General features: G+C 65.6%; 14 protein-coding genes. 3 read left to right on the plus strand and 11 right to left on the minus strand.

Going from position 1 to position 11,666, the window contains the following annotated elements; translation table 11 throughout:
• A partial coding sequence (locus ACZ6YG_RS42260) for a hypothetical protein (RefSeq protein WP_466021057.1) occupies nt 1-899 on the plus strand: 899 nt, incomplete at its 5' end.
• Nucleotides 900-1,294: 395 nt separating this feature from the next.
• On the opposite strand, the gene ACZ6YG_RS42265 is transcribed toward ACZ6YG_RS42260, so the two are convergent.
• The 6 genes from ACZ6YG_RS42265 to ACZ6YG_RS42290 all read right to left on the minus strand — a co-directional run bounded on the left by ACZ6YG_RS42265 (nt 1,295) and on the right by ACZ6YG_RS42290 (nt 6,633).
• Nucleotides 1,295-2,017 (minus strand): HAD family hydrolase, encoded by a 723-nt coding sequence (locus ACZ6YG_RS42265; protein WP_466021058.1) that lies wholly within the window; start codon nt 2,015-2,017, stop codon nt 1,295-1,297.
• A 1,061-nt stretch (nt 2,018-3,078) separates the two neighbouring features.
• A complete protein-coding gene (locus ACZ6YG_RS42270) occupies nt 3,079-3,399 on the minus strand; it encodes a hypothetical protein (protein ID WP_466021059.1) in 321 nt (106 codons plus the stop codon).
• Nucleotides 3,400-4,040: 641 nt separating this feature from the next.
• Nucleotides 4,041-4,553, minus strand: a complete 513-nt coding sequence (locus ACZ6YG_RS42275) for a PIN domain-containing protein (protein WP_466021060.1) — start codon at nt 4,551-4,553, stop codon at nt 4,041-4,043.
• Between the two features lie 35 nt (nt 4,554-4,588).
• On the minus strand, nt 4,589-5,683 hold the full coding sequence (locus tag ACZ6YG_RS42280) for a helix-turn-helix domain-containing protein (RefSeq protein ID WP_466021061.1): 1,095 nt from the start codon (nt 5,681-5,683) through the stop codon (nt 4,589-4,591).
• Nucleotides 5,684-5,809: 126 nt separating this feature from the next.
• Complete coding sequence (locus ACZ6YG_RS42285) at nt 5,810-6,256, minus strand: MarR family winged helix-turn-helix transcriptional regulator (protein ID WP_466021062.1); 447 nt, start codon at nt 6,254-6,256, stop codon at nt 5,810-5,812.
• A complete protein-coding gene (locus tag ACZ6YG_RS42290; RefSeq protein ID WP_466021063.1) occupies nt 6,253-6,633 on the minus strand; it encodes a hypothetical protein in 381 nt (126 codons plus the stop codon). Before ACZ6YG_RS42290 ends, ACZ6YG_RS42285 begins: the two co-directional genes overlap by 4 nt.
• Before the next feature lie 168 nt (nt 6,634-6,801).
• Here ACZ6YG_RS42290 and ACZ6YG_RS42295 point away from each other — a divergent pair, with 168 nt between their 5' ends.
• Nucleotides 6,802-7,407 carry a pentapeptide repeat-containing protein gene (locus ACZ6YG_RS42295; protein WP_466021064.1) on the plus strand — a complete coding sequence of 202 codons (606 nt, stop codon included), beginning with the start codon at nt 6,802-6,804 and terminating at the stop codon, nt 7,405-7,407.
• A gap of 59 nt (nt 7,408-7,466) precedes the next feature.
• On the opposite strand, the gene ACZ6YG_RS42300 is transcribed toward ACZ6YG_RS42295, so the two are convergent.
• The 4 genes from ACZ6YG_RS42300 to ACZ6YG_RS42315 all read right to left on the minus strand — a co-directional run bounded on the left by ACZ6YG_RS42300 (nt 7,467) and on the right by ACZ6YG_RS42315 (nt 9,581).
• Nucleotides 7,467-8,075: a DUF1707 SHOCT-like domain-containing protein gene (locus ACZ6YG_RS42300; RefSeq protein WP_466021065.1), complete on the minus strand. Its 609-nt coding sequence runs from the start codon at nt 8,073-8,075 to the stop codon at nt 7,467-7,469.
• A gap of 201 nt (nt 8,076-8,276) precedes the next feature.
• Complete coding sequence (locus ACZ6YG_RS42305) at nt 8,277-8,471, minus strand: hypothetical protein (RefSeq protein ID WP_271274815.1); 195 nt, start codon at nt 8,469-8,471, stop codon at nt 8,277-8,279.
• A 37-nt stretch (nt 8,472-8,508) separates the two neighbouring features.
• A complete protein-coding gene (locus ACZ6YG_RS42310; protein ID WP_466021066.1) occupies nt 8,509-8,982 on the minus strand; it encodes a hypothetical protein in 474 nt (157 codons plus the stop codon).
• Between the two features lie 257 nt (nt 8,983-9,239).
• Nucleotides 9,240-9,581: a hypothetical protein gene (locus tag ACZ6YG_RS42315; RefSeq protein ID WP_466021067.1), complete on the minus strand. Its 342-nt coding sequence runs from the start codon at nt 9,579-9,581 to the stop codon at nt 9,240-9,242.
• A 269-nt stretch (nt 9,582-9,850) separates the two neighbouring features.
• On the opposite strand from ACZ6YG_RS42315, the gene ACZ6YG_RS42320 reads away from it, so the two are divergent.
• Nucleotides 9,851-10,870, plus strand: a complete 1,020-nt coding sequence (locus tag ACZ6YG_RS42320; protein ID WP_466021068.1) for a saccharopine dehydrogenase family protein — start codon at nt 9,851-9,853, stop codon at nt 10,868-10,870.
• A gap of 32 nt (nt 10,871-10,902) precedes the next feature.
• Here ACZ6YG_RS42320 and ACZ6YG_RS42325 read toward each other — a convergent pair whose 3' ends face one another.
• Nucleotides 10,903-11,655, minus strand: a complete 753-nt coding sequence (locus tag ACZ6YG_RS42325) for an SAM-dependent methyltransferase (RefSeq protein ID WP_466021069.1) — start codon at nt 11,653-11,655, stop codon at nt 10,903-10,905.
• Between the last annotated feature and the right edge of the window lie 11 nt (nt 11,656-11,666).

Raw genomic sequence — 11,666 nt, forward strand, 5'->3', positions numbered from 1 at the left:
CAGCCCGAGCAAGGCCGGCCATCTCTGCAAGGCCATTGCCGTCCTTCAGAACCACCGCGTTGCTCAAGCCGCCTGAGGATGAAAAAGGGTCACTGTTCGTCAAGCTCCGCAACCACGTAGCCCATCACACCGCCTATCAACTTATTTCACCGCCGGAGTCCGCCCGGGCTATCAGCGACTTGGCCGAGATCGTCAACCGGCTGTGGGGTGTGCCCACCCCGGGCGGACGGCTCTATCCAGCACCGGTGCACCGTGACGTCATCGCCGTGAGCTGGGACCCCAGCGGCAGAAACGTCGTCCACAGCCTGGCAGAGCACCTGCACATGATGCCCGCCGATCTCAATCCTGAGAAGCTCACCCACGTCATCGTCCGCGCTGTGTTGCATGACCCAACGCTGACGTACTTCGACGCCCGCTTCGAGACAACGCTCTACCCGTGTCAGCTGTTGTGGGGACCAGGGACTTGGGCCAATGCTGCGAAATGGCTTGCAGCAGAGCACCCGGCCCCAGACACAGTCGACATCCTGGACCGGCAGTTCCTGATCCGTTTCCACGAAGAGCGCCTCTACCTGCCACAGCAGATCAACGTCGCCGCTGGGCTGCAGGGCGTCGACCGACACGGCACCTGGTACCTGGTCCGCGCTGACTTCCCCAACGACGCGTTCAACCACCTCCGGCAGCAACTCACCGGGAACGCCGGCTGCTCCCACCGCCGCTGCGACCAGTGCGCAGTGGAGGTCATCACCACCGGCACCTGGCAGCACATCATGGATCCTCTCGTGGCAGAGGGCTCGGCACCTGCTGTCCGGCCGAGTACGCCCGACGTGCGGACTCCTTCATGGCTGCCGCGCTGGAATGAGATCCACCGCGGCAGCCACTGGACGATTCCACCCTCGTAGATCGGAGCCAATCGTTCGATCGTCACGCATCATGGATCGGGTTGCGTCGACGGAAGTGGTGCAGAGCCGTACAGCAACACCGCCTCACACGATCACACTTCGCCGGTCCGCATACACCGCCTGATCAGGTAAGAACGTCGCAGATGAGGCGTCTGCCCTTCCCACGCAATCAAGGTCTCATCAGCGCCCGTGTTGGCCCCGGACGATCATGGACGCTCGTGGACTGTCCATCCGCCACCTTGCTGTACGAACTGGGCTAGCAGAGGGATGTGGACAAGCGTGGACGATCTCGTTCTCACTCGTAATGAAGCGGTCTTGTGGCCTTGCAACGCTCAGAGGGTTAGTGCGGATGACGGCGTAGGGGTCTGTTCTAGTAGGGGCGAGAGCCGTTGGGGCTATGTTCCGGAATCATTCGTGATGGAGACGGCCGTGAGTGCCTCAGCCAGTTGACGCATCGAGGAAACCGCGACCGAACCCCCAACGCCAGCGAGATGCTTGCGCTTGCCGTACTTGCTGACCACGCCGATCGCCTGGACGTCGGCATCCGCGGCCACGAACATTTCGTCAGCAGACACGCTGATCAGCGTGCAGTCAGACGGTTCCGTGTTGAGCGCCAGCGCCGCTTGCCACAGAAGTTCGAGACCCGGCTCCTGTGTGGCGGGCTGGCGCTGCTCGCGGCCGATGACCGGTCCCACTAGGTGTCGCAGATCGTGCGCCTCGAGGTAGCTCTCGATGGCGGCCGTGCAAGTGTCACCCACCATGGCGACGCGTCTGCCACTGGCCCTACAGGCCGTCAGTACCTCGGACGCCCCTGGTGTCGGTACGGCCATCAAGGCTGCCGCCATCTCGGCGTCTCGCACGGTTTCCTCTGCGTCGGTCCCGTAGTCCCGCCTGACACTGTGGGCGTAGTCCAGCATCCACAGCGGGTCGGTCACTATGAGGGTCAGAAGCGACATCCTGTGCCCGTGGGCGGCGAGTCGGTCGCGGATGCCGCCGGTGATCGCCGCCGCGTCCATTTCGGCGTAAAGATCGCAGGTTGCGCCATTGAAGGCGAACAGTACAGCGCGGGTCCGCTCCAGGACGCGGGCGACATGGGGCCGCACTCTCGTGCTCGTCACGCGGAATCCTCCTGATCAGGATGTCACGACCGATCGTAGGCCTACGGCCCGGGGGCGTTTCGGCGAGAGATGTACGGAGTGACGGCACCTTTAGCCGATCACGCTGACCGTCGAGCGGCCCCCGCTGTTCACACCCGTCTGTACACGCGTTTCATCAAGTGAGCAGGGTCTCTGAAAAGGCGGACGGTCTTTTCGGTGCAAGGCGAAGGCGAGTAGCGGTCGGATCTCCACCAGTCCGGCTATGGGGGCATAGCCCTCAAGGAAGGTGGCGGTGACGGAGCCGAAGAACTGCCCGCCTTTCCAGTATCCGATCGTGTCGGTGCGTAGTCGAGTTCGTACATGATGGGAATGATCTCGGGGAATGCCATGGCTGGCGAGTAGCCATCAAGTACGACAGTCGCTACTATCGCGATCTTGCTAACGCCGGTGCTAACAACACCTCTGAACGGCCCTGGACGGCGTTGGAATCTCCGAGGCGAAGCACCTCTCACGAGCAGGCGATTCTGTCGGTAGCGGATGGCAGTGGACGTGTCTGACCTTGCTACGGATCAGAAGGCGGCGCAGGGGCTGAGAATGTGACGATCGCGAACTTCGGTGCCCGCCATACGGGTTGGGGCGATCGCCGGCAACGCCCTTCTCCGTCGGGCCCTGCCACCGGGGTAACCATGGCTGAGGTGACAGCAGCGGTGACAGCAACGTCCTCACACGCTCACGCATTCGCGCCACCGGCCACATGCGCCTGACCACGGTCTTGATCAGCCGAGCAGGGTGATTGCTCCGCCTGAAAAGCGGAAGGTCGGATTGCCGCAATGCATCCGCCGCCGAGGATAGAAATGTCGCTCCGGGTCAGCTTGCCATCGAGTTACCTGCTACGGATGCCCATGACTTCTGCTGCCTGATCTCAGCGTGTAGATTCCCGGCCAGTTCCTCCAAGGTCTCTCCGCAACGCACGTTGGAGAGACCGCTGTTCTTGGGCATGAAGTTGACTCGCATGGCGACCCAGCCTCCGGACATGTCGGTGATCTGCCAGCCGGGGAATCTGTTGTGCACTTGCTGCACGGTTAGGGGCATGGCTGCGCTCCGGCGATCAGTGACGAGAGCGGATGTGACATGCGCAGTTGCGTGTAGCGAAGGGCGACGCGGTGGGCGGCGCGGGCCGGCTGGGTGAAGGGGTGGCCTGCGTAGATCGGTCGGTGTCTGCATGGGTTCCAACCGGTGCGCCACCAGTACGTTCCGTCCGCGCACCAAACGATCAGGCCGACCCAGACCGACACCATGGGCGTGCCGTAGTCGTGATGGACGTCGGCAGTGAGTCCCTCTTCCGCAAGGGCGGCGGCCAGTTGTTGTGCGGCGGCCAAGGGGTGAGGCGGTAGTTCGTTCATGTACTGAGCGTTGCCGTCATGAAACCGCAGGTGAACGGCCTAGTGCTGCTGGTGGTACGCCTATTCCAGGCCGGAAGCCGAATTTTTGGCCGCAGTCAAGTTTGAGCTGAGATATCTCTATGGCTGGGACGATGCGGACTTCGCCGAGTTCTCATGCGAATTGCAGCACGAATGCTATCGCGTCCTGGAAGCCGCCACTGGGCGACACTTCGGGGTGGAAAAGAAGGTATCCACTTACGCCTGGGCCTACGACGTGGCTTGGTATCGAATCGAGCGCAACGACGACCTTAGGGATCAGCGTCGACGTAGAATCAGGATTTATGATCCTATCCCCAGGTGACGTACTACCTGCATATCGATAGCTGAGGACGCATCGGGTCAGGCATCTCGTGCTCGCCGAAAGTGAGGATCGGATTCAGCTCTGGGTGTTATCGGCCTGTGGCGGCCTTCGGAGATGTGGCTTTGCCGCGCGGTCTCATACGGAGACACACTCGCGAGTCGCTGGCCACCATCCCGGACGATGAGTGATCCGTGTTGGACGTCGCCTTACGACGTCGGCGGTCGATGGCCCCCGACGCATCGGCCCGGACGCGTGCCCAAGGTGTTGAAGAAGAGGCATGAACGGTCGTCGCAGGGACGATCTAGAGAAGCCCGCGGTCCCTGGCCCAGCCCGGAAGCTCAGGTCCTGTGCAGGGAAGGCGCATCCCGGAGGCTCGTAGGGCGTCCACGTGGTTGCAAATCTCGACCAGAGTCATCTTGCCGAGCCTATGCAGCCGCGTCAGCAGCCATATGGTGCCGTGGATCTCGAGTCCGTTCGTCCGGCCGACCCTCGTCGCGTCTCGGTCATCCGTGAGCGCGACCAAGCCATGTATCTGGGCCGCGGCGAAGATGCTGGCTTCTCCCTTGTCGTAGGCGTCGCTGGTGCCGAGTAGCTGGCTCCATGTCTCGAAGGCGATGAGCTCTTCGACCGAATCCTGAGGTTGGATTTGCAGCCACTCGAGTTCCGCAAACCGGCGCAGCAAAGGACACTCGTCCGAGTACTTGCCCAACTCGTCGACAACGACAAGAGTCGTGGACATCTCCGTGACACATGCTCCGAGAACATCGAGCCGGTCGGCCTTGGCGAAGTGAAGGAGCACCATGGTGTCGGTCACGAGCGGAGGCAAAGGGCCGACAGGCTTCGATTCGGTCACGGGCGCTCATCCGTCTCAGCTATCGGAGGCAGGTCCGTCTCGCTTTCGAGCTGTCCGTGCATAAGCTCCAGTGCTCGATGACTGGTGATCTGACCGTTCCTGTACGCCGTCATCACCGCGTGGGCGAAGGCTGGAGGTACGCGGATCTCGTCCAAATCTGGCTGAGGCGTCCAGCCCAGGGAGTCTCTGAACTCCGCGAAGGTCGGTGGACAGATCCGCAGGTCTTTCTCTTCGTTCTGGTTGATGGCATTGGCGACTCTTGCCTGCCGGAGCGCGAGACTCCAGGATGTCCGGTACTCCGCCGCGAGACGGACCAACCCCGCTCTGGTGAGGGCAGCCGATGCCGCAGCACGCCGGATCGCCTCAACCGGCAGGAGAAGCTCAGCGGCGAAGGTGTCTACCACGGCTTCACGAGCTTCGCGGGAGGTGCCTACTCCCAGATCGGTGGAGTATTCATCGCCCAGGACCAGGTGTCCGAGTTCATGGGCGGCGGTAGTTCGCCGCCGTCCAGGATCACCGCTGATGGAGACAACGGCGGCAGCCACGTCACCATCTATCGCCGAAGCACCTTCTCCAGAGAGCTCGGTCACCAGGACGAACTGGCCACTCCGTTCACACAGGCCGGTGAGCGATTCGATGGGTGCGAGTCCCATATTCAGCTCAGCTCTCAGCCACCGAGCCGCATCTGAAGCTGCCGCCGGCCCGTCGACCCGGCCGCTGTATCGCTTGATGGGCATGAGTTCCAGAGTCCCGAGGGAAACCAGGAGCCGGATCTCCCGAATCCAGGCCGCGAGAGCCACGTCCATGCGATAGGACACCTGTGCGGCAGGCGACGCCGTGTCCTCAGTCAGAGGCGGGCGGTGGGACATGACGGTGGGAGGCGCGCTGAGGAAATGGCCCAATGGAAGATCGAGTGCTCGGGCCAGCCGTACGAGTTCCAGAGCGTCGAGACGCCTTGTGCCGGCCTCGATCTTACTGACCATGGTCCTGTCGAGGCCGGTCAGCTCGGCCAGCTGCTCCTGGGAGAGCCGCATGGCCAGTCGAGACTCTCGAACTCTCGCGCCGATGTCGGTCCAATCCAGGGTGCTCATGGTGCGATAATCGCACACTCGTGGGTGAGGTGACCACCGGCGCGCACCCTTAGGGCGACGTCTTTACCTGAGGCCGCCGTCCAAGGCGGGCAAGAGCCACTCATGTCAGCCGCCGCCTCTAAGCGCTCAATGGGGCGTCGGTGTGTCATGCGTCAAGGCGTGGGAGCGTTCGATCAGGCTGGTCATCGCTTGTTGGAAGTCGAGACGCCGCTGCTCGCTCCAGCCGTCGGTCAGTCGGTCGAAGACCTGCTCCTGCCAGCGGTGCGCGTCCTCCAGCAGCGCGTGGCCTGACGGGGTCACCGTCGCGTGGCGTCGGCGTCCGTCCGCCGCCGAGGTCCGCATCTTCAGGAATCCGGCGTCTGCCGCGCTCTTCACCAGCCGGGACGCTCCGCTCTGGTCGATGCCGATCTCGTCGGCGATGGCGTTGACCGTCGCTTCCCGGCCGTGCCGGGTGAGGGCGAAGACCGCCTCGGTGACGAGGACGAGCCGGCCTTGCTCAGTGGCTCGATGGTCCACGCTCCTGCGTGACCAGTGACGTACGAACTGGAACAGGACCTGTCCTGGGCCGCTCATTCGGTGGCCGCCATCTCACGGCAGATGTAGGCCAGTTCCAGCGCTGACCTGAGGTCGGGCAGTCGGAGGGCGGCGGACACCTGCTGCCCGGTCACTCGAAACACCGTGGCCACCCTGGTCGGGGTCTCGCTCCCGGGCCAGGTGGCGTCCTCCTCCACGACCATGAGCCTGTCACTGATGGGGTGCCACGATCGCGGCGTCATCGTGATCCCGGAACGCCCGACCCACTCCGCGAACTGCCCGGGGGTGATCGGACCCGCGCCCTTCGGGCCCAGGACGACGATCGGATCGCTGACCGCCTTCGCCGCACGCTCCAGGTCGCCGCCGTTCACGCTCGTGTGCCACTCGTCGATGGTCTCTTCCAGAGCTGACTCCATGAGCGAAGTGTATGCGAAACGCATGCATCTCTGGGTGCGGCGATCCGAGCAGCGACACCCCCGCGCGCGGCATGGGCTAGGCTCCGCCCGATGTCTTCCCCATCTCCCCGCCGACAGCCGAAGCGACCCAAAGCACCTGCGGCCCCCAAACTGCCCTCGCCGCTGGTCATGGCCGAACTTCCCCGGCATGCTCTGGAGGACGACGGCACCTACCGCGGCCTGGAGTTCCATGGCGGCGACCTGACCTCTCGCCAGGCTGACGCGGTGGACTACGAGGGCTGCCGGTTCGTCACCACCAGCTTCGCGGGCACCCAGTTGCGTCGAGCCGGGTTCGTGGACGTGGAGCTGGAACGCTGCGACCTGTCCAACATGACGGCCAGAACGTCGGGCATGCATCGGACCCGGACGTCGGCGACCCGGCTGACCGGCATGACCTGGACCGAATGCACGTTCCGTGACGTGCTCTTCGACGCATGCCGCGCCGATCTGACCGGGTTTCGATTCTCGACGTTCAAGAACGTCGTCTTCCGCGACTGCGTCATGCGGGAGGCCAATTTCCAGAACGCCGACCTGCGGGGAGTCCGCTTCGAGCGTTGCGATCTGAGCGGGGCGCAGTTCTCGCAGGCGCAGATGGACGGCGCGCACTTCTCCGACTGCGTGCTGCTGGGGATCGGCGGTGTCACCAGTCTCAAGGGCGCGATCGTGACCGGCCGTGACGCGCAAGGACTGGCTCTCGCCCTGGCCGGCGCGTTGGGCATCCTCATCGAGGAGTAGCGCATCCCCGCGGTAGGCCGATGTGCTGCTCGCCGCGTACGAGTGATCTGCCGTCTCGGTCAGCGCTCGCGACGGGGCCGTGGCTTGCCCGTCACCCCGCCGAACAGCGCCAGGCCCTTCACCACGAGCACCGGCGCCGACGGGTCGACGTCAGGGCCGCCGTGCACGTCGAAGCCGCCGAAGATGCCGACGCCCTCGCAGCGCACCTCCATCCCCTCGGGAATGAGGATCTCGGCCCCGCCGAAGATCGCCGTGATCCTGATCTCGACTTCCCTCGCCTCGAACTCGGCATTGGTCAGGTCGAATCGCGCGCCACCGAAAAGGGCGAGCGCCCTGGTCCGGCGCCGTACTCGCCAGCGGCCCTTGCGGTCGGCGCCGCTGAAGATCGCGATGATGTTCTCGGGCTCGGAGTTCGTGGCCGAGGGGTTGGAGACCAGGTTCGGGGTGACCGGGTGGCGCTGGTCGATCTGGAGGTCATGGGTGAGGAGTTGGAGTTCTCCCACGGTCTTGGCCTGGTAGAGCTTGTCCAGGCGCTCGGAGTACTCCTCATGGCTCAGCTGACCGGTGCTCATCGCTTCACCGAGCACGGCGGCGATCTGCTCCCTGTTGCTGTCCGAGGCACGCAGATGCGACTGCTGGGAGTCCATGGGCGAGGGGCGGTTTTCCATACCAGTCACGATAGTTCTCGTTCCTCCCTGGAGGGAGCCCGCTTCCGGGTCGTGGTCAGCGCCGTGACAGCCGGTGACCAAGGAGGAGCCTTGATCGAACATGTCCTCACCGCGCGTTTGCTGGTCATGGCCTTTTCCTCGGACGAACTGCGGGCCTTCGCTCTGGAACTCCGGCGCGGCCGATGTCGGGACCTTGGTACGTCACGCCAAGCGGCTCGTTCCGCAGATGGCGCACGCGGACCTGCCGAAAGCCCTGGCCTTGTCCAGATCGACCTTGTCGATATCCCTCAGTTCGTAGCCCTGGACCCTGCCACCTTCCTGCCCCGCTTGCAGCGCCATGCAGTCGGGGGAGGTGTGGTAGCGGTCGCCGGCTGCGGTGACCCATACGTCAGTCATGATCACTTCCGCTTCTGGAATGGTCTCGTGAGAGTTCTCAGCGGCGCCAGTGGCCGCCGCGGCAAAAGTAGGTGCGGCCGTTCGACGCGAGGCCGGCTGCTCCAGGCGTCCCGCAGAAGCCACCCGGGTGCGCTCTGGCAAGCGGTGCTGGCTCTGACCGGATCTTCGGTTCGGGCTTTCGGGTGCGCTTCTCTGGGCGTCCTTTGCTGGCGTCTCGGTCATCGCGGTCGCGGGCCTTTGTTACGCCGTCGCCATCTTTGTCGTTGTCATAAGAGTCTTCGATGCCGTCCTCGTCGAGATCGTCGAAGTCTTCGGCGGAATCCGGCTTCCACGAAGCTTCCGGCGTCCACGAAAGGGTCTGCGATGGGACGGGCGGAGGGCTGTAGGCGGCAGGAGGTGCTGGGTCCTTAGCGAAGAAGAGGGCGTTACAACCGGCCGCGACAAGGAGGACAACTGCGAGACAACCGCAGCCTTTCGCCTGGTCGCGATCTGCGGGTTTGGTATCGGGCATCAGCGCTTCCTCTCCGAATCCGCATGAACACGAACGGTAGGTGGGACGCTGCGGTGCGCTGAAGAGTTCGCGGATCTCCCGTGTCGATTCCGTGCTCACTTGGCCACGTCGGCGAACCAGGTGATGAAGGAAATGGACGGGCTCACCCGCTAAACCCGCTCGGCTCGGGCGTACGACACGTCCAAGCCGAGCGCGACGCTGGCGGCTGTACTACGCCGAGAGAGTTCCATCTCAGCACATCGGACGACCGGAGACCGTTATGGCGCATTCCTGAGGAAGCCCAGGTCGTCGCCGTGGAGGGCGAGCAGTTGGTCGTCGGGGGCGCGTGTCTCGATCTCCTCTCCGACGTGGACGAGGAAGAGTTGCATGGCCCCGATGGGTGGTGCGGCGTCGGGGAAGACCTCGGCGCCGTCGCCTTCCAGGGCGTGGAGGTGGCGTTCGAGGCTCGACGCGTCGACGGCCAGGCGCACGGGCGGGACGAGGGACGCCCCTTCCCAACGGGTGATCTCGATGAACGCGCCACCGGGATCAGTGGCCGCGCGGGAGTCGAATCCGTTGAGTCGTCGGACGAACTCGTCGAACAATTCGCTCCGGTCCATGGGTGTCATGCTAGTGGTCCCGATAATTCAGACGCCCTTCCAACATTTGGCAACGGGATAGGCCGTGATGATGTTCTTCGTTCTCGTGGCGATGAAGACAGCCGGCTCAAGAAAAGGGAACACGTCATTCCTGGAAGGTATCGGCGGTCTCCCGTGCGGTCGCCTCGTGTCCGAAACTGTGCGCATCGTGGCGTTTCAGACGCTCGTGCCGGCCGGCGGCCGCCGCCAGGATGATCCCCAGCGGACATCTGAGGACAGTAGGAGAGCTGATGGGCACGGCTGTGGTGGTCTACGGTGCGTACGGGCACACGGGGCGGTTCGTGGTGGCGGAGCTGAGGGAGCGGGGGTTCGTCCCGGTGCTGTCCGGTCGCGACGAAGGCAAGCTGCGGGCGGTGGCTGAGCCGGGGGACGACGTCCGGCCGGCGTCGGTCGACGATCCGGCGGCGCTCGACCGGGCGCTGGCCGGGGCGGCGGCGGTGGTCAACTGTGCCGGGCCGTTCGCCACGACCGCCGCCCCGGTGATCGAGGCGGCGTTGCGGGCCGGGATCCCCTATGTGGACGTGGCGGCCGAGATCGAGGCGAACGCCGACACGTTCGCGCGGTTCGCTGACCGGGCCCGCGAGGCCGGAGTCGCGGTCGTCCCGGCGATGGCGTTCTTCGGCGGTCTGGCCGATCTGCTGGCGACTGCGGCGATGGGTGACTGGACGGCGGCCGACGAGGCGCACGTCGCCTACGGGCTGAGCAGCTGGCACCCCACGGCCGGGACGCGCGTCGCGGGCCGGGTCTCCGGGCAGCGGCGGGACGGCCGGCGTGTCCGCTTCACCAAGGGTGAGCTGGCCTACCACGACGACGAGCTGCCGACGCTGCGGTGGTCCTTCCCCGAGCCGATGGGCTCCCGGGAGGTCATCGGGGAGTTCGCGATGGCCGACGTCGTCACGATCCCCAGCCACCTGTCCATCCCGGAGGTGCGCTCGTACATGGCGGTCGAGGCGGCCAGGGACCTGGCGGCGCCGGACACGCCGGCGCCGGTCGCTGCCGACGAGCGCGGACGGTCCGGGCAGACGTTCCTCGTCGACGTCGTCGTACGGTCCGGCGGCGAGGAGCGGCGGGCGGTGGCGAGCGGGCAGGACATCTACGCCATCAGCGCGCCGCTCGCGGTGGAGGCGGTGCGGCGCGTCCTGACCGGGCGGGCCGCGACCACCGGTGTCGCCTCCGCCGGGGCGATCTTCGACGCACCGGACTTCCTCCGCGCGCTGTCCGCGCACCTGAAGTTCGAGCTGCGTGGATAGGCGCTTCGACGTCGCGGGCGGCACCCCGGGGTCTACTGGGAGGAGCCCTGACGCTGGAGCAGCAGGGTGACGAAGCCCAGGACCTTCCGGTAGCCGTGCAGCCACGTGTCGCGGTGTTCGAGGGCGGCCGCGCGGGCGGCGTCGGCGTCGGGGCCGGGGTGCTCGTTGGCCCAGCGCAGCAGCGTGCCCGTCCAGGACCACTCGTAGTCGTCCCATTCGGACAGGTCGCTGGTGTACGCGTAGACGGTGTCGAATCCGGCGGACTCGGCCGCGGCGACGGTTCCGGGCAGGTCGAGGAGGTCCGACGGGCCGGCGCCGAGGCCGGCGAGCGCTTCCGGCGTCGGTTCGCGTTCCCAGAAGCCCTCGCCGATGAGCGCCAGCCCGTTCGGCTTGAGGTAGCGGCGCACGTGTCCGGCGGTGGGGCCGAGGCCGCCGAACGCGTGGGTCGCCCCGACACAGAGCACCAGGTCGTACTTCTCGGCGACCGGGAAGTCGGCGGCCGGCTTCTCGTGCAGCCGGATGCGCTCCCAGACGCCCTGGACCTCGGCGTGCGCCTCGGCCGCCTTGAGCGCCTCGGCGGAGACGTCGACGCCTTCGGCGGTCGCGTCCTCGTACAGCGCCAGCGCGCGGAGCGTCCACGCGGCCTCGCCACAGCCGAGATCGAGGATCCTCGCCCCCTCGGGCAGCCGGGCCCGGCGCAGCAGGCGGGTCACGTGCGCGCCGGAGACCGGAGCGGCGATGGGGTGGTCGCGGTGGGCGAGATGGCTGATGAGCCGGCGTTCCATGGACCCATCCA

It is taken from the genome of Nonomuraea sp. NPDC054003, assembly GCF_055585125.1.